The organism is Cytobacillus sp. Hz8 (assembly GCF_042263505.1).
Taxonomy (GTDB): Bacteria; Bacillota; Bacilli; order Bacillales; family Cytobacillaceae; genus Bacillus_BE.
In genome coordinates, this window is record NZ_JBHKFI010000006.1 from 163,295 (window position 1) to 183,327 (window position 20,033).

Below are 20,033 nucleotides of genomic sequence, written 5' to 3' on the forward strand. Positions count from 1 at the left end.
TATTAAGTTTACATAACGTTATTATTGTTAATTAAATAATAAAACCTTGCTTTTTAGCCTCAAATAATAATTCTTCCCTAAATTTTGGATGAGCAATTGCAATTAAAGCTTTTGCACGATCTGCGATACATTTTCCTCTAAGCTCGGCAACACCGTATTCTGTCACGATCATATCTGCATCATTTTTCGAAGTGGTAACAACCGAACCTGGTGAAAGATTTGGTTGAATTTTGGATAATCTTTCATCTCGGGTTGTTGAGTGCAGACAAATGAACCCTTTTCCTTCCTTGGAAAAAAGTGCTCCTCTTGCAAAATCTGATTGCCCCCCACTAGAGCTATAATATTTTCCGCCAATTGTTTCTGAAGCACATTGACCAAAGAAATCAACTTCAGTTGTTGCATTGATAGAAATCATTTTGTCTTCCTTGGCAATTTCCCTTGGATCATTTACGATATCCACTGGTAAAAATTCAACTCCAACATTGTTATTAATGAAATCATATAACCGTTGGGAGCCAAAAGCAAAGGTTGTAACGATTTTTCCCTTATAGGTATTCTTCAGCATCCCATCGATGACGCCCATTTCCACTAAATCAACGATTCCATCAGAGATTAACTCGGAATGAACACCAAGGTGCTGATGATTTTCTAACTGACTTATAACCGCATTTGGAATAGCACCTATTCCAGCTTGAAGTGTGGAACCGTTATCAATTCGTTCCGCAATAAATCCAGCGATTTTCCGATCAACATCGGTCACTGTTGCTGAACCTGATTCTGTTAATGGATAATCGGTTTCAATAAATCCTTCAACTTGACTCACATGAATTTGATTTGCACCAAATGTCCTTGGCATCTGCTTATTTACTTCAAGGAAAAAAGGTACCTTGCCGATAAAGCTTGCTGCATAATCTGCTTGTGTTCCTAATGAAAAGTACCCATGTTCATCCATCGGAGAAGCACATGCAACAACACGTGATGCTTTCGTCGTTGCTAACATGATCTTAGGCACCTCATGAAAATGGTTTGGAACAAGTTCGCATTGACCTTGTAAAAAAGCTTTTCTTGTAGCCCCACTCAAGAAATAAGAAACATGCTCTAAGGATCCCCGATATTGACCATGAATATATGCACGATCTCTCAAGGTTAACATTTGGTGAATCCTTACCCCTTTGAAACGAAAAGCATTTTCTTCAAGTACATCTAGAAGAATTTTTGGTTCCCCATTGGTTAATGGAATGATGATGTCCTCCCCATCTTTAATCAGAGACAAGAAATCATCTGTCGATTTCCTTTTTGTCATCATCCGATCTTCAACATATGTTTTCATACTTTTACCACCCGCAATTGTTTGAATTTTTCCTCTTTTATATAATAACGCTTTCAATGTATAAATTTGTAGAAAAAATTCGGAAAAAACTAATTTTTTTCGAATAATTTTTGAACAAATCGAATTATTCTTACAATTGCTTACATATTTATAATATTCTTGCATCATTCATCTGATTTTTTTATAAGATTTTGTAATAAATCTTATTTAGAAAAAAGGCATTGAAAACTAGTTTAGTTTTCAATGCCTCATTGCTTTTAACATATTGATTGTCATTGCGCTTGGCTAAATTTATCCTTTCAACCACGTAAGATATTGACTAATTATGAAAAAAGCTTCCAAATGAACCTTCCTTCTTATACAGAAGCCAATTCCTTTGATCCATCTTTCTTTTTATCCTTAAGTAATTCTTTACCTGAGATACCTGGATGAGTCATTTCAAATGGATTTAAAATAGCGTCTAATTCTTGTTCCGTTAAAACTCCTCTTTCGAGCACGATTTCACGAACAGGTTTATTGGTTAAGATCGCTTCCCTCGCAATGGAGGCGGCTGTTTCATAACCAACATGAGGATTAATCGCTGTAATAACTCCAACACTATTATCTACATAAGCTTGCATTCTTTCTTTATTTGCGGTAATACCGCTTAAGCAGTACTTACGGAATACAGTAAATACATTATTCATGATATGAATCGATTGTAATAGATTGAAGACAAGCACTGGTTCCATAACATTTAATTCAAATTGACCAGCTTCAGAGGCCATGCTAATCGTTAAGTCATTCCCAACCACTTGGAAAGCACTTTGGTTAACGACTTCCGCCATTACTGGGTTTACTTTTCCTGGCATGATGGAAGATCCAGGTTGACGAGGTGGAAGATTGATTTCTCCAAGACCACATCGCGGTCCAGAAGTCATTAGACGTAAATCATTGGCAACCTTAGACATATTCAGCATGCATACCTTTAAAGCGGAGGAAACTTCAACATAGCAATCTGTGTTCTGCGTACCATCCACTAAATCTCTTGATCCTTTAATTGGATAACCACTGAATTTGGCAAGGAAAAAATCAGCCTTTTCGATATATTCAGGGTCTGCATTGAGCCCGGTTCCAACAGCCGTCGCACCCATATTAACTTCAAATAGATGCTCACGAGTTTGTTCGATCCGATTAATATCTCTCTTTAACACACGAGCATAGGCTTCAAATTCTTGTCCAAGTCGAATTGGAACGGCATCCTGCAAATGTGTCCGCCCCATTTTTAAAATATCATCGAACTCATGGGATTTCCACATAAATTCAGAATGCAACTCTTCCATCGTGTTCAATAATTCTTCTAATCCAACAAGAACAGAGAGATGAACAGCCGTTGGGAACGAGTCATTCGTGGATTGTGCCATATTGACATGAGAATTTGGACTAATTACTTTGTAATTTCCCTTCTTTTCTCCAATGATTTCTAGGGCCCGGTTTGCGATGACCTCATTTGTATTCATATTAATTGAAGTACCAGCTCCACCTTGGATTGGATCTACAATAAACTCTTCATGAAGCTTACCTTCAATAACTTCATCACAAGCTTTTTCAATGGCATCAGCAATTTTTTTATCTAATTGACCGATTGCACAGTTTGCCATCGCGGCTGATTTTTTAACAGTCGCCATTGCCTTGATAAGCTTAGAGTCAATGCGATAGCCGGTAATTGGAAAGTTTTCAATTGCTCGCATTGTTTGCACTCCATAATATGCATCAACAGGAACTTCCTTTTCACCTAAAAAATCTTTTTCAATACGGATTGAGTTGTTCATATCTGTCCACTCCCTATTTATGATCTAATCATTAAAGAATAATGGAACTTAACAAAATACCAATGGCTACTGCACCAATTGTTGCAATTAATCCTGGAATCATAAAGCTATGATTTAAAATATATTTTCCTATTCTTGTTGTACCTGTTCTATCAAAGTTGATTGCAGCAACAACGGTTGGATAGTTTGGAATGAAGAAATATCCATTAACCGCAGGGAACATGGCAATAAGAAGGGCTGGATTAATACTTAAGGCAATCCCTAATGGCATTAAAGTATTAACGGTTGCAGCTTGGCTATATAAAAGAATTGATAATGCGAATAAAGCCACCGCAAATAACCAAGGAGCAGCTGTAACTAAATCAGAAATAGAATTATCGATTAATTTAGCATTTCCATTAAAGAAAGTGTCGCCCATCCATGCGATACCGAAAATAGCAACAACGGCTGTAGCACCTGCTTTAAATACACTGCCTGAAACTATTTTTTCAATATTTGGTTTACAGAAGATAATCATAAGCGCAGCGAATGTCAACATCACAATTTCGATTGCAGTTGGCATTGTCATTCTTGTGAATACACCTTCAACATCCCAGCCTGGACGTAATTTTTCAAATGAACCAAGGACAACAACTAAAAGGGCTGCTATAAGAAATAAAATAACGGAAAGCTTAGCATTTTTGGTTGGAATAAAATCAACCTTATCCTTTTTAATTGGTGCTAAACCTTCTTCGAGGCGTTTTAAATATTCTGGATCCTGATTCAACTCTTTTCCCGTTTTGCTTGATACAAAAGCTGCGATCATACAAGCAATAAAGGTTGAAGGAATACAGATTTCAAGTATGTTAAGTAAGCTAATATCAAAATCTGTTAAGAACGCTAGTAAAGCAACAGTTGCGGCTGAAATTGGACTTGCTGTAATCGCTTGCTGCGAAGCGATAACGGCAATAGACATTGGCCGTTCAGGTCTAACACCAGATTCACGAGAAACCTCTGCAATAACTGGTAATACAGAATAAGCAACATGCCCTGTTCCTGCACAAAAAGTAAACAGGTATGTAACTATCGGAGCAATAAAAGTAATATGCTTTGGATTTTTTCTTAATGCTTTTTCTGCTAAATAGACTAGGTAATCCATTCCTCCAGATGCTTGCAGAGCTCCTGCTGCTGTCACAACTGCCAAAATCATGAGCATAACATCAATTGGTGCTGACGTAGGCTGGAGATGAAATCCAAAAACTAGAATAGCTAAACCTACCCCACCCATGACTCCTAACCCTACTCCACCCATTCTTGCACCAATGAAAATACACAGTAGTAGAATAATAAATTCAATCCAAAACATCATTGTGGTTCCCTCCAATCATTCATCATTCTAAAATAGTAGAAATGAAAAGAACGAAAAATTAAACCCTCATACCTTTTTTGGTTTCACCTTCTTCAAATATTTTTTGTGAAACTTTTCACAGGAGTTAATATACTCTCTTTCCTGTGAGGAGGATCTTTTTTTTGGAAAGCTTTCTTGATGTTTTTTATTCCAAACTTAGTGTAAATCTCACCCTACAGAAATCTACAAAAAAATACAAATGTAGTCTAAAAAAGAATTTGAATTTTATATGTCCTATACAAATTTTTGTCAAATATACTAAATCTATTTTTTAAAATTTTGCTATACAATAAGATTATAGAAAGGGCATCTTCCTCTTTGCCAACCCTCTAATCCGCTGTTGATAAAGGAAGTCATCGATGATGAAAGAACGAATACTCATTTATTTAGCCATAATGATTTTTGTCCCTATTGGTGGAGAATTTAAGTTTTTTCCATTGGAAGGTGATTTACGGGTTAGTCTTGGAACACCTGTATTTTTCTTTTTTCTCTTATGGTCTAGAAAAATCAATGTACGTGCTGCCGGATTTCTTGTTGGAACCTCTGTTGTTGCTTTTCGTATGTGCTTGGAGTTTCTTTTTAATCACCATACGGATCTTTACGAAATTTTCATCATGCATTTTCCTGCCTTTTTCTATTACCTCACCTTTTCCCTACTTTTTTATTTATTAAAAGTGAATGAACTCTATCAGAAACCGCTATTATTAGGCTTTATGGGGACTATAATGGAAATTTCAGCAAGCACGGCTGAAATTCTCTTTAGGCATTTTTTCTCCAATGATCCCATAACGGTTTATACTTACTTTGTTATTGCTGTTATTGCGATTATTCGAAGCTTTTTTGTCTTGGGATTCTTTAATATTATGATTCTAAGAGAGATGAAAACAGCTGAGGAGAAACAGCGCTTGCAGAATCAGCAAATGCTTGTTCATATTTCTCATCTATTTGTGGAGATGATTCAATTAAAGAAATCCATGAAAAACACAGAAGAACTTACGCAAGTATGCTACAAACTATATCGCGATTTAAAAAAGAAAGAATCCCTTAAGGACTTTGCCGCCACTGCCTTAAAAATCGCGGGACAAGTTCATGAAATTAAAAAAGACCATCAGCGTATTCACGCTGGATTAGCGAAACTAACTGTCAAGGACCATATTTTAGATTATATGGATATTGAAGAAATCATTCAGGTAGTCATTTCTGCCAATGAGAGTTATTCAACTTCACTTGGAAAATCCATTCATTTCAAGACAGACATCAATGGCAGCCATAGACCTTACCATACGTTTATCCTGTTATCCATTTTGAATAATTTATATGCCAATGCAGTAGAAGCAATAAAAGAACATGGTTGGATTCATATCCATGTAAACACAAGAAATGAACTAATTGAAATTGAGGTAACCGATAATGGTCCAGGAATCTCACCTAGGGCAAAAGAATACATTTTTGAACCTGGGTTTACAACAAAATTTGATTCTGAAGGAAATGCCTCTAACGGAATTGGTCTAAGCTATATCAAAAATCTAATTCAGGATTTAAAAGGGACCATCCACTTAGATGATCAGGCGTTGTTACAACATGAAACGAAATTTCAAATTCATCTTCCAATTAATAGTTTAGTAGAGAAAGGATAATGTACAATGAATCTTTATCTTGTTGATGATGACCAATCGATTCGAGCAATGCTCACAGACATTATTGAGAATGATGAACTTGGGCAGATAGTCGGAGAAGCAGGTGATGGGGCAGATGTAGATGGTGATACTCTTACCCATTTGCAGACCGATATTCTTCTTATTGACCTACTTATGCCAGAAAGGGATGGGTTGGAAACGATTCAGGAAATCCGCCCTGCATATAAAGGAAAAATCATTATGATTTCACAGGTCGAAACGAAAAATATGATTGGAGAGGCATACTCTATAGGGGTGGAATACTATATAACTAAGCCACTCAATCGCATTGAGGTTCAAAGTGTGATTAAAAAGGTGACCGAAAAAATTTTACTGGAAAAGTCCATTTCTGAAATACATAAATCACTTCATTTTTTAGATCAGCAGCAAGGTGCCGCTGTATCTAAGCAACCACAACTAAAAAAGGATATCATTTCATGTGGAAAGGAGCTACTATTAGAATTTGGAATTCATGCTGAAAGCGGTCACAAAGATTTGCTTGAAATTCTTAATATTCTATATGAAGATGAATATAAGGGATACAAGGACTTCCCTCCTCTAAAAGAATTATTTGAAAGGGTTTCCAAACGCCATAGCCATTGTGAAGATCTTAAAAGGGAGGGCAAATCTTCTGAACAACGGGTTCGTAGAGCGATTCATCAAGCACTTGAGCATGTTGCTTCACTTGGATTAACAGATTATACGAATCCAAAATTTGAAGAATACGCAGCGAAGTATTTTGATTACACTCAAGTCCGTTTAAAAATGCTTGAGCTTCAAAATCCGGTCAAAAACAACTTTGATCATGCTCGTGTCAATATTAAGAAATTCATCCAAATCTTTTATATGGAAGCAAGGGAAAGAATGAATGATTGAATACAGCCAAATAATGGTTGTATTCTTTTTTCAACTCGATCTCTTTATCAGTCACATAATGCTCTCAATTGAATAAATTTTATGGAAGAAATGGTTGAAGGATGTGTTTTGAAGAATGTTGACCCCCTCGTTTTCTCAACAGGATCTCATGTACAATCTTTTGAACGGCTATCAGCAAACAGTCATGAAATGCGAGCATTTAATTAAAGAGTACCCGTTCGATTTGAAAACATTGAGCAGGCATAATCTACTCGCATTCCTAACTTTGAGGAAAAAGATGACCGATAAATTAGGAAACCAACTCCATGAGATCGGATTTTCTAACTTAAACGCAGCAAATGCCCATATTCTTTTCACATTGAGACAAATATTAACCTATCTTGGTGTGAATATTCTTGATCCAAAACTACTTTCTATCCCCTCACCCCTAGAAGCGAAAATCCAACTATGCAAGAACGCAGAAACGTTATTCAGAAGTAAAGATGATTGTCTAAGGCCTACGATCATGGTTACCCTTGATGAACAAATGCTTGAAAAAAGGCAGATCATCGATGCACTTTTACTCCAAGGAATGGATATTGCAAGAATCAACTGTGCCCATGGGAATGAAAAGATATGGAAAAAAATGATTGAAATCGTTCGTCATTCAGAGCAAGTGTTAATGAAAAAGGAATTATATATTGGACGGAAATGTAAAATTTATATGGACCTAGCAGGGCCAAAAATACGTATTGGAAAAATGGGGAATGACAGCACTTTTCCTAATTCACACAAATCGAATTTTTTCACTTTGATAAAGGATGATTTATTGCGTCTTTATTTATCTGAGGACCATTTAGGCCACCCTGCAACCGAAGATGCACCAGCAGGGGTCCCAGTCACATTAGCAAAGGCTTTTACCAATGTTCGAATTCATGATCGCATTTTCATCGATGATGGGAAAATATATGGAAGAGTAGAAAATATCACTCAAGATTATATTGAAGTTAAAATACTCACCCCCTTCTCCAAAGCAGCAAAGGTTAAAGAAGGAAAAGGGATAAATTTGCCGGATTCCCTCCTTAGCTTAAATCTTCCGGCTCTGACGGAAAAAGATATTAGCGATCTCGCCTTTGTAACCAAGCATGCAGATCTATTGGGAATTTCTTTTGTCCATTCCCCACTTGACTTAATTCAACTAAAATCAGAACTAAAAAGACACTCTTGTCCCCATATTGCAGTGGTGGCCAAAATTGAAACAAAAGATGCGGTTCATCAACTTGGAAGAATTCTATTAGAAGGATTAACATTTGAAGCTTTTGGTATTATGATTGCAAGAGGAGATTTAGCTGTGGAAGTTGGTTTTGAAAATCTCGCATTCGTACAGGATGAAATTATCTCCATCTGCCAAGCTGCACATGTTCCAACCATTTGGGCAACGGGTGTTTTGGAAAATTTAACAAAAAAAGGATTTCCCGCAAGGTCAGAATTAACAGATGTTTCACAAGGAAAACGAGCTAATTGTTTGATGTTAAATAAGGGAACCTATATTGTCGAATCACTGATTTTGCTAAAAAAATTATTAGAGACATAATCAGCTTCCCCTCCTACTTATATCCAATCCTTTTCAACCTAGCCGTAACAGAAACATTAGTTCCCCCCAATAACCATATTTGGACATTATTTCCATATTTCAAGAAGTACTATTTCACCAAAAAAGTAATTATTTCACAATAATATATATCTTATTCATTTTTTCTAATATATAAAAACAATAAAGTTCTTTTTACAAAAAACACCACGTATTCCAGCTATATTAATGCATACTTCCATCTTCCCATCTTCCCATCAAAAAAGGATAGACCTAAGCTTAAGGTTTATCCTTTTTATCTTTTATTTTCTCAGCAAAATTTCAGTCGTTTGATTTTTCCTTAGAAGATAGTCTGCTTCATACACTTTAATCGCTAAAAAATCCCCTTCTTCAAGATTAAATGAGATGCGATCCTTTTTAATGGTTACCTGAACAAGAGAATCATCGAACTGAATTGGAAATGAGTAAGTCTCCCATTTTTCAGGGATAGAAGGTTGAAACGATATTCCTGTTTCTTTTATTCGAAGTCCTGCAAAACCGAATACAATTGCCATCCATGCTCCGCCCATATTTGCCATATGAAGGCCATCCTTCGTGTTTCCATGAGTATTATCTAAATCTAACCTTGCCGTCTCAATAAAATAATGATAAGCCTTTTCATAATATCCACACTTACAAGCCATGATGCTAAAAATGCAAGAAGAAAGGGAGGAATCATGAGTGGTGATTTTCTCATAATAATCAAATGATCGCTTCATCACTTCTAAATTCTGTTCATCCTCCAGAAGAAAATGAGCCAATACGGTATCCGCTTGTTTGCAAACTTGATAACGGTACAAAGTTAGCGGATGATAATGGAGCAAAAGTGGGTATTGATCCTCTCTCGTATGTTCAAAATCCCATACTGCTTTTTGCAGAAATGAATCATCTTGAGGATTAATGCCATATTCTTCATTATAAGGCAAATACATATCACGTGCGGCATTTTCCCATTCTAAAGTCTCTTCATCGCTAATCCCCATTTTTTGCTGCAAATGAACATATTGCTTGGGAGCATGATCCTTTAAGTACCAATAGGCTTTGGCCGCAAAGGTTAAATTATGCTTCGCCATGACATTCGTATAATAATTATTATTAACGAGGCAGGTGTATTCATCCGGTCCCGTCACCATATCAATCTTAAAGAATCCGTGATCGTAATGGCCAACTTCTGTCCAAAGTCTAGCCGTTTCCATTAAAAGTTCTGCCCCATAATTGGTTAGAAATTCCTCATCATGAGTTGCAAAATAATACTGAATATAGCTATAAGCAATATCCGCACTAATATGGTATTGAGCGGTACCTGATGGATGATAGGAAGAGCATTCTGAACCGGATATCGTCCTCCAAGGGAATAAAGCCCCTTTTTGATGCCCCATTTCTTTTGCCCGTAATTTTGCTGTATCCAAAATGGAGTAGCGATAAAGGAGTAATTGTTTCGCGAGTTCAGGTTTTGTTAAAAGAAACACAGGAACCATAAAAATTTCTGTATCCCAGAAATAATGGCCTTCATACCCTTCACCAGATAACCCTTTCGCTGCAATATTAGAGTGGTGATCCCGTCCGGTAGATTGAAGCAAATGATACAAATTGAAGCGAATTCCTTCTTGGAGCTTAAGATCTCCTTCGATTTGTACATCTGCATGGTGCCAAAAATCAGACAGATATTTTGCTTGCTCATGAAGAGCTTCTTGAAAGGATTGATGATTTTGTAATTCAATCGCTCTCATAATTGGATCTTGACCATGACGCAATGTATCCGTATAAATACTTCTTTTTGTAAAAGTCGTTGCACGTTTTAAATCAAAACAAAAGATAGATTCAATCTCTTTTTCATTTTTCTTATGTTCGATTTTGGCCTGGCTACTGATGTCATATGTTACAGCGCACGCAGCTTTTAGATTGGATGCTAAAGTCTTCACTTCTACAGCGACGATTTCCTGTTCCATTCTTGTTTCCGTAACGTTCAATCTTTTCGCATGTCCAGATGCTACTCTTGGATCTGACAAATCGATAAAATTTGAAACATCCCCATTTACTGTTGAGCGAATTTTCACTTTTCCTTTATAGTTTACTGGTTCAATGATAATTTCTTGAATAAACTGTTCAAGCCTTGTGAACGATGCAAGACGTTTGAAATTAAGCTTCACTTCTTTTCCTGAAGGAGAGCGCCAGTGGATGATCCTTTCGGAGAACCCTTTATCTAGATGAAGGACTCGTTCATAAGAAATAACCTCGCCTGAATTTTGAAAAAGAGAGAACCATTCCTCGATTCCATCATGAACGATTGCAATTTCGATGGTTTGTGAATCAATGATATTTAATAATTTTTGCTGTGTATCAGGGAATCCATGATGCTTTTCAGCATAAGGAATTTCCACAATATCATAAAAAGCATTAATATATGTGCCTCGAATCGTTTTAGAAACTTGCTTATACCCTTCTTCAAAATTTCCTCTAACTCCCAAATACCCATTTCCAGTAAAAAATAAACTTTCTTCAATCAAGAGGTTATCTAAATTTAAATTACTTGACCTTATTTTCCATGACATAACAGGACACCTCTTTACTTCTCTTAGTTGTGTATCAAATCAATTTTTGAATCCAACATTTTCTCTCTGTAACGAAAACGTTTACGTTGATAAAAAGGTAACTTAAAAAATATGAATTAAGGAGCAATCGGACATGTGCCGATTGCCCATACTTTTGGTGCTGAAACTTTAATCGAAAAAACTATTCCTTTACACCACCAGTGGTAAGCCCAGAAACGATTTGCTTTTGAAAGAACAAAACGATTATCAAAGTTGGTATCGTCACAATCGCTGTCGCAGCGGATACCTCACCCCAAAGAATTTCAAATTGGGTTCGCAAAAATGAAATCCCTACTGGTACTGTATGATACTCTTGGTCTGGGTTCATGGTAATCGTTAATAAAAATTCATTCCACGCAGCGATAAAGGTAATAATGGCTGTCGTAAAAACACCTGGTGCTGCCAGCGGAAAAATAACTTTATAAAGAATTTGCAGCGAAGTGGCTCCATCTATCCGTGCCGACTCCTCTAATGCAAGTGGTATCTGATTAAAATGCGTTACCAAAATCCAAACAGCCATTGGCAATGTAATCGTTGAGAACGGTAATACAATCGCATAGCTATTTAGCCAATGCAAGTGTAAAAATAAATTGTACACAGGACCAGTTATTATCATTTGTGGGAACATGGATACTGCTAAAATCAATCCCAATAATATATTCTTACCTTTAAACTCAAAACGCGAGATTGCATAAGCTGTGAATGTCGCTACGATAATCACATAGACTGTTGTGGTCGTTGCAACAATTAAGCTGTTCTTAACCGCATTTAAAATCCCTTTATCAAAAAGTACGATGATATAGTTTTTTAAAGTTGGAGCATGTGGGATCACACGGAATGCTCCATCTCCAAAGATTTCTCCTGATGTTTTAAAGGAGGTAATAAATATCCAAAAAAACGGGAAAACCATCGCAAATAAGTAGACAATGACAAAAATTGCAAATGTAATCCAAAGCTTTCGTTTTGCCGATTTCATCCTACTACCCCTCCTTTAGCTCTTTTCCATTAAGTTTGTTCCAAGGACTTTGACGAATATAATCGCGATGATGGCAACGCATACGAACATTAGCATAACGATGACGGAACCGTAACCAAAGTTTGTTTGGGCAAACATGACCTTGTATGTGTAAATCGATAAGGTCTCGGTTGCTCCTCCAGGTCCACCACCAGTTAAAACGTAAATTAAGTCAAAAACGCGGAATGCATCCAAGGTCCGGAACAATAATGCGACTAGTATAGAAGGTTTAAGGAGTGGTAAAGTAACTCGGAAGAAGGATTGAATTTTACCTGCTCCGTCAATCGAAGCTGCCTCATAAAGGGCAGGTGATATATTCTGTAGTCCGGCAAGCAGCAATAAAGCCATATATGGAGTGGTCTTCCAAACATCGGCTAGTATGGTTGACATCATCGCACCATGTGCTGAGAGTAGAAGTTCCCTAGAATCTTTTACAATCCCAAGATTTTCAAAGAACATGGCGATAACCCCGCTGTTTCCATCGTATAAATAGCTCCACATTAATGCGGCAACCGCTGTCGGTATGGCCCATGGAATTAAAGAGGTTGTTCGAATTAATCCGCGTCCAAACATTGCTTTGTTCAAAATCAAAGCAAGACCAAGGCCAAGAACAAACTCTAGAAATACGGATACAACCGTGAAGAGAATCGTATTCCAAAAGGCAGTTCCTATTCTCTCATCGGTTAATGCTTTCTTATATCCATCTAAACCAATAAAATTGGAAGGAATGATGCTATGCTGAAAGTCATCAATTAATTCAGGTAAATCCTTTTTATGAATAAGTTCATATTTCTCATTTAATACTTTCACGAGAGCGGAGGAATCTTTATACAGTTTCTCCACTTCTGCTCTCTGCTTTTTGCTGATTGTAATGACTTTTTTCTCTTTGCTGTATTGTTTAGCCACGTCATCAACTCGGGTCACCATATCAGCAATTTTTTCTTTATCAGTTGGATCCGAAATCTTGTTTTCTTCCTCATTTAAAAACATTGAAACATATAATGATGTTTCATTGAATAAATCTACATTAAATCGCTCTTTCACATACAAGCCTGCTTTTTGCTGATCATTAAGCTGATAGTCAAAAAATGTATAGGCGAATGATTGAACAACTGGCCATAAGGAAAAGACTCCTAATAAAACCAAAAGCGGTACAAGAAATAGAAATCCCTTAAATCCAAGCTTTTTCATAATATTCATCCTTTCTTGGAGAGAGATGAACATGACAATTTTCTCTATGCTACATGATGATTCTCAAAAGAAAATCGCAGTCTATGATGTAAAGAGGCTCTAATTCGATACATTAGAGCCTCCACTTATCTCCAAACCTATTCTCACTCTTGTTATTCCGCTTTTGTTGCCTCTTCAATCTTTTTAGCAACATCTTCTAAGCCAGTACCAGAGCTTAAATATTTGTGAGCATTAACTTGGATCGTATCAGAGACTTTTGAATAATCAGGTGATACTGGACGGGCGATTGTTTCTTTAAGAGCATTTTGGAATCCTGTATAGCCTAACATTGCATTAGCTGCTTTTACTTCATCATTTGTTAAGAGAGCATTGTAACCAGGTAAATATCCACCTTGAGTAGACATAATTTTTTGTCCTTCTTCACCAGCAGCAAATTTGATGAATTCCCAAGCTCCTTCTGCATTTTTAGAAGCCTTGTTGATGCTTAGTAACCAACCACCAACTGCACCGCCATTTGGAAGTGGAGCAATGCCTACATTATCAACAGAAACCGTTACGCCATCTTCTTTTCCTTTAATACGTCCAAAGGCATATGGCCAGTTACGGGCAAACACGGCTTTTCCTTGTTCAAATGCAGTATGAGTTTCTCCTTCCATATAGTTTAAGATGTTCTTAGGTGTGAATTTCGCGGTTGCAAATTTACGCATCATTTCAAGTCCACCAGTTACATCTTTATAGGAGTTAGTGAACTCAGTAAGGTTAACCGTCAAGCCTTCATATTGTTTTGATTGATAAGCAAATCCAATATTGGTATTGTTTTTGCCGGTATATTTTTGAGCCATTGCATATAAGTCATCATAAGTATAATCTCCGCTTTCAAGTTTTGCTGCATCTTCCTTGCTAACGATGTCTTTGCGGAAATATAATAGACCTAAGTCAGGGAAGAATGGAAGCGTATATTGTTTACCTTTATAGTTTCCTGAGGCCATAGACCCAGCATTATAATCTTCTTTTTGCAATGAATCTTTTTGCATGTTGACATCAATTGGACTTAAATAGCCTGCACCTGCAAATTCACCAGCCCAGACAACATCAAGTGACATGACATCATATTCACTGGAACCGCTGGATAAAGAGTTTAATAGCTGATCATGCATTTGTGCAGAGTCATTGGTCATTTCAACCCATTTAACATCATATTTTTTGTTTTCTTTATTAAATTGATCAATTAATGCTTTTGTAGCAGGAGTATTATCATTTTGAGCTGCAAATTTTAAAACAATTTGTTCTGAAGTCTTTGTATCTTTTGAACTGGTGTCTTTCGATTTGTCACTACCCGAGTCACTGTTACATCCGACTAAGGCTAAACTAGAAACTAATGATAGCGCTATCAATTTTGTTTTAAAACTTTTCATTTTTAGTTCCTCCCTTTTTATAACATGTCTTTATTTTAATGGTAAAATAATGACAGTTATATTAAAAATATTAAGTTTTTATTAATTATTTTATATAAATGAGGTCATTTTTTATGAAAACGATTGATTCAAGTCATCATAAAAGCATGATAAAGAAATTTTTGGAAATCAGAACCGCCAATCAAAATAATTTCTACTTTCATCCTTCCTTTACATTAGAACAGAAATTATTAAATAGCATTTCCAAGGGTGAACAAGAGGAAGCAGAACGGGTACTAAGAGAAATCAATAATTTAGAGCGTCCCGTTCTTGCAAAAGATACAAGAAGGTCTTTAAAAAATTCCCTTATCTGCTCTTGCACTTTATTTACAAGGGCAATCATCTATGGCGGAGTCGATCCTGAAACGGCATTCAATTTAAGCGATGCTTTTATACAGAAAATCGAGGAAACCGATATTCTCAATGAGATTAGAGAGCTTGAATACAATATGCTCTATACTTTTATTAAAACCTTAAAAAATGAACAAAAAACCACCTATCAATATGTTGTAAATAAGGCAATTTCATTTATTCATCATGAAATTTTGAATGATCTTTCATTAGAGAAGATCGCTTCCCACTTAAAAATACACCCAAGTTATTTGTCACAAGTTTTTAAAAATGAAGTGGGTCTAAGTGTGACAGAATATATAAATAAAAAACGAATTGAAGATTCAAAATATTTTTTAATTCTTGATTCCTTACCTATTTCTGATATCGCAAACCTTTTTAAATTTTGTAATCAAAGCTATTATACCTCCTTATTTAAAAAGTACTGTGGAATCACACCAAAGCAGTATCGAGTGCAATATAGCGACACCGCCAATTCAACTGGTACTTTCCTATATAAATAGATCATAAGAATCAAAACCATCGTGAACTGGTGGTTTTGGTTTTTAGTCAGAGAATGCAATATCAATATATTGTCTGATCTTATAGAAAGGCTCTTTACGTAAACTTTGATGCTTTTGGTATAATATAGTTCAATAACTATAATCTTTGGGAAAACAGCGAATAGAAAAATTAACGTATGCGTTTTCAAACAAACTCATCCTATAATTTAGCAAAAATATTCATCGTACAAGATTTTCTCTTGATTTACTTAAGCTGATTAATTTTCTGCTTGATTTCTTCAATTTGTCTTATATGCCGTTGCTCGTGATAGCCGATAAATTCAACCACTTGCTTTAAGTTTAGCTGTCCAAAGGCAGGGTGTGGAATCGCTTTTTGTTTAAGGGACGATTCATCCGCATTACGAACCACTTCTATCAAAGCCTGGCGTGACTTTGATAATTTATTCACGACCTCTTCAAATGAATAAAATCGATCTTTAGGCTCAAGAAAAGACGGAGCCTTTAATTTTTTCTTTCTAATCACAGTTAAATGAACAGGCTTGTCTTCCACAGTAACTAATGAGCCGCCTTCAAGCTGATCTTTTATCGATCTTGTCATGACCCGCTCTAATAAAAATAAATGCATGAAGATCTGAGCTATACTCCAGTCCTCCACTTCCACCTTTACATTAAACTCCTGGTCGGTTAATCCCTGTATGCTAAGCAATAATTCTTCTCTCACATTCTGGATCTTTTCTATCATATACAACCACCTCCAAAATAGCCTTTCGTATAAATGTATGCAGGTTAAATTGATTTTTTCTTAATAAAAAAGAACCAGACTAACATTTATAGGTTTCAGGAAGAAATAATATTTACTCTGTTGTGGTTTGAAAAATGAAATCCAGTAATGTTTTTGCTATATTTCACAGCATTTTTTCCTTGCGCGCAAAAATATTCAATTGGGTACTTGAGGAGTAAACCTATATCATAAAAAAAATAATCTCCCTTGAGACAGTATCAACCAAAGAAAAAACACACGAATACAAAAAAGCCACTTCCCCAAATAATAGAGGAAGTGGCTTTGACTCACTTTATGACGCATGGCGATTAGATGTTTCTATTGGAAGTGCCTTTCTAATAAAAAGTCTTGAAGCAGAAGGAACAAGAATCACAAGGATAATAGAACAAAAAATTGCTGCACCAAGACCTGTTCCACCATTAACAATAAATGAGTACCATACTGGATTCATGCCTTTTGGCGCATATTGACCCCAGTAAATAAAACCAGCAAGAAAATGCCAAAAGTAACGAGCATAGCTGCCGACAAATGTCGCCGCAATCACATAGAGAACGAGGCGCTTTTTATCTTGATTGCGAATCGCATTTTGAATTGGCAGATAAAATAAACCGGCTGCCCCAATACAGGCAAATGCAATAAAATATTCAATAATCAGCTGCAAGGCTGAAAGCGGCTGAACATCCCCAACGGCAATTTGCAGTAATCCCCACAAAAACCCTGATAGAAAGCTAACCTTCACGCCCCAGCGAAAGGCGATGATCAGTATCGGCACCATTGCAAATGAAATGGATACAGCTGGTGTCAATTTAATAGATGGTAATAAATCGAGAATGAGTGCAAACGCTGCGAAAAAGGCTGCTTCAATCATGGCAATCAAGCTCAATTTCTTCATAAAAAATCTCCCCTTTTTGTTTTCAACGAAACCTCAAGGGGAGAATAATCTGCAAAACAAATAAACAAATGCAAACAATCCACATCCCTGCGCTAGCATTATCTAACAGGTTCATAGGGTCTGAACAGTCAAGCCGTTCACTCTCAGCAATTCGCTCCCCTTGTGGTTACGTTATTATGTTAATAAATACATTATATACCAACGCAAATTCATTTAAAAGGATAAATTTTAGGTTTCATGGTTTCAGCCAATCCATAAATAAAAGATCTTAATTACCAATCTTGAGTTTTTTCTAACAATTGATCAATTTCAAAGGTCAACAACATACCGTGAATATTTTCATCTTCTAAATCCATTGTCGACTCTAATAGTTTATCAATATCCGTATTGATTATTTCCATTATTATTTCCCCATCTCTTAAAACAAGTTTTTCAATCTATGATTTCACTTTGATTATAGAAACTATCTGACGATTATATAATATACTTCGAGCTTCTCTATATCTTTTTTGGGGGTTCACTTAATAATGAGGAAAACATCAGGTCAAGAGTTGCGTTTAGTATAAGTCAATATCGATACTAAAACTTCTCATTTGCAAATGATTCCTTTATAATAAAAGAAAAAATGGAAATAGGGGGTCATCTCATGGCTAAATCACAAGCAAAGAAGCTAAGAGCCAAACTGGTTCGAGAAGGGAAAAGAAATCCGGCTGACAACCGCAGTCCTTTTGTTTACACAGATATGCGAACAAGGAAAACTAAAACGAAAAAAGATTATTTATATCAAAAAAAACACAAGAATCATCTAACGGATAACGTAAAAGATGGTTCTTGTGTTTTTTATTGTTATGGTTGAATGTTGCGAAAGGAATTTGTTGCAATCTGTTGCTGCCTAGATAACCATTCTTTTGTAATATGAAGGAGTTCAACAAAATGTCCCCCATCAGAAAAAATATGGTTAGCCCCTTTTATCTCTTTTCTAATAACGGTTCCTTTCTCTCTATTTAAAAAGGATTGCTCGTATTTGGCACAGTAAGTAACAGGAATTTCCTCATCTGCCGTTCCATGAATAAGCAAAACATTTCCACTATATCCCTTTAGCTCAAAAAGGGGATGATATTTCTTCAATGATTGAAAATAGGAGTTTGTAAAATCATATCCTAAATAATTAATTTTATCCTTTGTTTCTAATGAGTCAACGTTCTTTTTCCCAATAATTAGTTCAATATCTTCAAAAGGTTGGCCTACTGCAGACCAAAGAATAAGATTTCTAATATTATTATCATGAATTGCCGTTAATAGCGCAGTTGCGCCGCCCAAGCTATGCCCTAATAGTGTTATATTGTCTTGTTCAATAAATGAAAGCGCACGTGCATATTGAATCACTGCTTGAGTTTGCTCAATCATCCCCGAAAGTCCGATTCCACCGTAAATTCCTGTGCTTTCCCCACATCCTGCATAATCAAAGCGAATTACAATGAACCCATCACGAACTAGCTCGTCTGCAGTCTTGACAAATAATCGATTCACACCAATTCGACTTCCAATAAAGCCATGACAGATAATAATCAGTGGATACCGTAGAAATGGGTTAAAATCATTTGGAAAATCCATCGATGCCATTAATTCTTCTTTTTCCCATTGAACATGAAAATGTTTACTCATTCACTTATTCCCCTTTTTGTATTTGAATAAATTTCTCCTTAAGTTTAATTTCATGATACACACTCTCTAAATCAGACAATGAAAGCTCAAATAGGTGTCGGTTTCCCTTTTTGTAAACACCTGATAGAAGGAGTTCGTGTATCAGCTGATCTTTTCGTTGTAATTCTTCCAACGTCCTTCTTCCTCCTTTATTCCGATTAATCCTATATGTTTAATGATTTAGAAGGTATAAAAAAACCCCTTCTATTGTTTTCGAGAACCATAAGAAGAGGTGATTATGTAATCTTTCGCTCATCTTATCTCTCAAGCAATTGCTTGTTGGAATTGGCACAGTTCTCGTAAAAGTCTGCTGCCGAGGCTTCAAAGGGCCAAATCCCTCCACCTCTCTCGATAAGAAGTATTCTTGAATGTTTGATTATTATATAATGTAACGAAAATATATTCAAATGTCAAACAGTTTTCTTTGAATAGAGGAAAAAAGAAGTGAAAACACTTCTTTTTTCCAGTCCTAGCATCCTTACCAACGGTGTGCTTTCGCATTGCTCCTCAGAATAATTGTATTATGTGTCACTTGCGTCTCACCGTTCACCTGTGACTTCGTTTTTTTTCGTCTCGTCCAAGTGTGGTGAAATAGCTCTGAGTGGGGATCTAATTGATCTTTGTAGCTCATCAAATCACCTCTTAGCAGGATACTTGATTGTGGAAACACTAATTATTAGTGCCCCATTAAATAGTATTAGGAATAGATGGTGAAACCTTACAAGTTAAAATTAACCAATTATTAGGAATATTTTCCATAAATTTATTATATCAGTATATATTCCTACCCGTTTTTTCAAACATTTTCCTTGAATAAATGATAGTTTTTACTTATAATGAAATTACTTGTTTATAAAAGATG

The 20,033-nt window shown here is 36.0% G+C and carries 18 protein-coding genes and 2 riboswitches; of the genes, 5 read left to right on the top strand and 13 right to left on the bottom strand.

The window, feature by feature from the left end; all coding sequences use genetic code 11:
* Nucleotides 1–31: 31 nt before the first annotated feature.
* The 3 genes from ACE38V_RS10115 to ACE38V_RS10125 form a co-directional block, all read right to left on the bottom strand.
* Nucleotides 32–1,303 carry an acetyl-CoA hydrolase/transferase family protein gene (locus ACE38V_RS10115; RefSeq protein ID WP_375841175.1) on the bottom strand — a complete coding sequence of 424 codons (1,272 nt, stop codon included), beginning with the start codon at nucleotides 1,301–1,303 and terminating at the stop codon, nucleotides 32–34.
* A 383-nt stretch (nucleotides 1,304–1,686) separates the two neighbouring features.
* Entirely contained in the window at nucleotides 1,687–3,141 is a 1,455-nt protein-coding gene (gene aspA, locus ACE38V_RS10120) for an aspartate ammonia-lyase (protein WP_375841134.1), read from the bottom strand.
* A 31-nt stretch (nucleotides 3,142–3,172) separates the two neighbouring features.
* On the bottom strand, nucleotides 3,173–4,486 hold the full coding sequence (locus ACE38V_RS10125; RefSeq protein WP_375841176.1) for an anaerobic C4-dicarboxylate transporter family protein: 1,314 nt from the start codon (nucleotides 4,484–4,486) through the stop codon (nucleotides 3,173–3,175).
* A gap of 404 nt (nucleotides 4,487–4,890) precedes the next feature.
* Here ACE38V_RS10125 and ACE38V_RS10130 point away from each other — a divergent pair, with 404 nt between their 5' ends.
* The 3 genes from ACE38V_RS10130 to ACE38V_RS10140 all read left to right on the top strand — a co-directional run bounded on the left by ACE38V_RS10130 (nucleotide 4,891) and on the right by ACE38V_RS10140 (nucleotide 8,653).
* Nucleotides 4,891–6,165: a sensor histidine kinase gene (locus tag ACE38V_RS10130; protein WP_375841135.1), complete on the top strand. Its 1,275-nt coding sequence runs from the start codon at nucleotides 4,891–4,893 to the stop codon at nucleotides 6,163–6,165.
* A 6-nt stretch (nucleotides 6,166–6,171) separates the two neighbouring features.
* The gene (locus ACE38V_RS10135) at nucleotides 6,172–7,080 is read left to right on the top strand and encodes a response regulator (protein WP_375841136.1); all 909 of its coding nucleotides are present in this window, start codon (nucleotides 6,172–6,174) and stop codon (nucleotides 7,078–7,080) included.
* A 277-nt stretch (nucleotides 7,081–7,357) separates the two neighbouring features.
* Nucleotides 7,358–8,653 carry a pyruvate kinase gene (locus ACE38V_RS10140; RefSeq protein WP_375841137.1) on the top strand — a complete coding sequence of 432 codons (1,296 nt, stop codon included), beginning with the start codon at nucleotides 7,358–7,360 and terminating at the stop codon, nucleotides 8,651–8,653.
* Between the two features lie 299 nt (nucleotides 8,654–8,952).
* Here ACE38V_RS10140 and ACE38V_RS10145 read toward each other — a convergent pair whose 3' ends face one another.
* From ACE38V_RS10145 to ACE38V_RS10160, 4 genes are all read right to left on the bottom strand, one after another.
* Nucleotides 8,953–11,241: a glycoside hydrolase family 65 protein gene (locus tag ACE38V_RS10145; protein ID WP_375841138.1), complete on the bottom strand. Its 2,289-nt coding sequence runs from the start codon at nucleotides 11,239–11,241 to the stop codon at nucleotides 8,953–8,955.
* Nucleotides 11,242–11,422: 181 nt separating this feature from the next.
* Nucleotides 11,423–12,256: a carbohydrate ABC transporter permease gene (locus ACE38V_RS10150; protein ID WP_375841139.1), complete on the bottom strand. Its 834-nt coding sequence runs from the start codon at nucleotides 12,254–12,256 to the stop codon at nucleotides 11,423–11,425.
* Nucleotides 12,257–12,271: 15 nt separating this feature from the next.
* Nucleotides 12,272–13,486 carry an ABC transporter permease subunit gene (locus ACE38V_RS10155; RefSeq protein ID WP_375841140.1) on the bottom strand — a complete coding sequence of 405 codons (1,215 nt, stop codon included), beginning with the start codon at nucleotides 13,484–13,486 and terminating at the stop codon, nucleotides 12,272–12,274.
* Nucleotides 13,487–13,638: 152 nt separating this feature from the next.
* Entirely contained in the window at nucleotides 13,639–14,901 is a 1,263-nt protein-coding gene (locus ACE38V_RS10160; RefSeq protein WP_375841141.1) for an extracellular solute-binding protein, read from the bottom strand.
* A 113-nt stretch (nucleotides 14,902–15,014) separates the two neighbouring features.
* Between ACE38V_RS10160 and ACE38V_RS10165 the strand changes: the two genes are divergently transcribed.
* The gene (locus ACE38V_RS10165) at nucleotides 15,015–15,794 is read left to right on the top strand and encodes an AraC family transcriptional regulator (RefSeq protein WP_375841142.1); all 780 of its coding nucleotides are present in this window, start codon (nucleotides 15,015–15,017) and stop codon (nucleotides 15,792–15,794) included.
* A 244-nt stretch (nucleotides 15,795–16,038) separates the two neighbouring features.
* On the opposite strand, the gene ACE38V_RS10170 is transcribed toward ACE38V_RS10165, so the two are convergent.
* From ACE38V_RS10170 to ACE38V_RS10180, 3 genes are all read right to left on the bottom strand, one after another.
* Nucleotides 16,039–16,536 carry a DinB family protein gene (locus ACE38V_RS10170; RefSeq protein WP_375841143.1) on the bottom strand — a complete coding sequence of 166 codons (498 nt, stop codon included), beginning with the start codon at nucleotides 16,534–16,536 and terminating at the stop codon, nucleotides 16,039–16,041.
* Between the two features lie 331 nt (nucleotides 16,537–16,867).
* Nucleotides 16,868–17,467, bottom strand: a complete 600-nt coding sequence (gene thiT / locus ACE38V_RS10175) for an energy-coupled thiamine transporter ThiT (protein WP_375841144.1) — start codon at nucleotides 17,465–17,467, stop codon at nucleotides 16,868–16,870.
* Nucleotides 17,468–17,534: 67 nt separating this feature from the next.
* A riboswitch (TPP riboswitch) is annotated at nucleotides 17,535–17,638 on the bottom strand.
* Between the two features lie 101 nt (nucleotides 17,639–17,739).
* The gene (locus tag ACE38V_RS10180) at nucleotides 17,740–17,868 is read right to left on the bottom strand and encodes a hypothetical protein (protein WP_375841145.1); all 129 of its coding nucleotides are present in this window, start codon (nucleotides 17,866–17,868) and stop codon (nucleotides 17,740–17,742) included.
* A gap of 245 nt (nucleotides 17,869–18,113) precedes the next feature.
* Between ACE38V_RS10180 and ACE38V_RS10185 the strand changes: the two genes are divergently transcribed.
* Complete coding sequence (locus tag ACE38V_RS10185; RefSeq protein ID WP_375841146.1) at nucleotides 18,114–18,323, top strand: hypothetical protein; 210 nt, start codon at nucleotides 18,114–18,116, stop codon at nucleotides 18,321–18,323.
* On the opposite strand, the gene ACE38V_RS10190 is transcribed toward ACE38V_RS10185, so the two are convergent.
* From ACE38V_RS10190 to ACE38V_RS10200, 3 genes are all read right to left on the bottom strand, one after another.
* On the bottom strand, nucleotides 18,314–19,132 hold the full coding sequence (locus ACE38V_RS10190) for an alpha/beta hydrolase family protein (protein ID WP_375841147.1): 819 nt from the start codon (nucleotides 19,130–19,132) through the stop codon (nucleotides 18,314–18,316). The genes ACE38V_RS10185 and ACE38V_RS10190 overlap by 10 nt on opposite strands.
* A 4-nt stretch (nucleotides 19,133–19,136) precedes the next feature.
* A complete protein-coding gene (locus tag ACE38V_RS10195; RefSeq protein WP_375841148.1) occupies nucleotides 19,137–19,304 on the bottom strand; it encodes a Fur-regulated basic protein FbpA in 168 nt (55 codons plus the stop codon).
* 121 nt (nucleotides 19,305–19,425) lie between these two features.
* Nucleotides 19,426–19,529, bottom strand: a riboswitch (SAM riboswitch).
* Between the two features lie 120 nt (nucleotides 19,530–19,649).
* Nucleotides 19,650–19,802 carry a YpzG family protein gene (locus ACE38V_RS10200; RefSeq protein WP_375841149.1) on the bottom strand — a complete coding sequence of 51 codons (153 nt, stop codon included), beginning with the start codon at nucleotides 19,800–19,802 and terminating at the stop codon, nucleotides 19,650–19,652.
* Nucleotides 19,803–20,033: the final 231 nt, after the last annotated feature.

What these genes read in the sequence shown, in the direction of transcription:
- ACE38V_RS10115 (WP_375841175.1), bottom strand. Translation starts at nt 1,303, where the DNA reads ATGACAAAAAGGAAATCGACAGATGATTTCTTGTCTCTGATTAAAGAT.
- aspA (WP_375841134.1), bottom strand. Translation starts at nt 3,141, where the DNA reads ATGAACAACTCAATCCGTATTGAAAAAGATTTTTTAGGTGAAAAGGAA.
- ACE38V_RS10125 (WP_375841176.1), bottom strand. Translation starts at nt 4,486, where the DNA reads ATGTTTTGGATTGAATTTATTATTCTACTACTGTGTATTTTCATTGGT.
- ACE38V_RS10130 (WP_375841135.1), top strand. Translation starts at nt 4,891, where the DNA reads ATGAAAGAACGAATACTCATTTATTTAGCCATAATGATTTTTGTCCCT.
- ACE38V_RS10135 (WP_375841136.1), top strand. Translation starts at nt 6,172, where the DNA reads ATGAATCTTTATCTTGTTGATGATGACCAATCGATTCGAGCAATGCTC.
- ACE38V_RS10140 (WP_375841137.1), top strand. Translation starts at nt 7,358, where the DNA reads ATGACCGATAAATTAGGAAACCAACTCCATGAGATCGGATTTTCTAAC.
- ACE38V_RS10145 (WP_375841138.1), bottom strand. Translation starts at nt 11,241, where the DNA reads ATGTCATGGAAAATAAGGTCAAGTAATTTAAATTTAGATAACCTCTTG.
- ACE38V_RS10150 (WP_375841139.1), bottom strand. Translation starts at nt 12,256, where the DNA reads ATGAAATCGGCAAAACGAAAGCTTTGGATTACATTTGCAATTTTTGTC.
- ACE38V_RS10155 (WP_375841140.1), bottom strand. Translation starts at nt 13,486, where the DNA reads ATGAAAAAGCTTGGATTTAAGGGATTTCTATTTCTTGTACCGCTTTTG.
- ACE38V_RS10160 (WP_375841141.1), bottom strand. Translation starts at nt 14,901, where the DNA reads ATGAAAAGTTTTAAAACAAAATTGATAGCGCTATCATTAGTTTCTAGT.
- ACE38V_RS10165 (WP_375841142.1), top strand. Translation starts at nt 15,015, where the DNA reads ATGAAAACGATTGATTCAAGTCATCATAAAAGCATGATAAAGAAATTT.
- ACE38V_RS10170 (WP_375841143.1), bottom strand. Translation starts at nt 16,536, where the DNA reads ATGATAGAAAAGATCCAGAATGTGAGAGAAGAATTATTGCTTAGCATA.
- thiT (WP_375841144.1), bottom strand. Translation starts at nt 17,467, where the DNA reads ATGAAGAAATTGAGCTTGATTGCCATGATTGAAGCAGCCTTTTTCGCA.
- ACE38V_RS10180 (WP_375841145.1), bottom strand. Translation starts at nt 17,868, where the DNA reads ATGGAAATAATCAATACGGATATTGATAAACTATTAGAGTCGACAATG.
- ACE38V_RS10185 (WP_375841146.1), top strand. Translation starts at nt 18,114, where the DNA reads ATGGCTAAATCACAAGCAAAGAAGCTAAGAGCCAAACTGGTTCGAGAA.
- ACE38V_RS10190 (WP_375841147.1), bottom strand. Translation starts at nt 19,132, where the DNA reads ATGAGTAAACATTTTCATGTTCAATGGGAAAAAGAAGAATTAATGGCA.
- ACE38V_RS10200 (WP_375841149.1), bottom strand. Translation starts at nt 19,802, where the DNA reads ATGAGCTACAAAGATCAATTAGATCCCCACTCAGAGCTATTTCACCAC.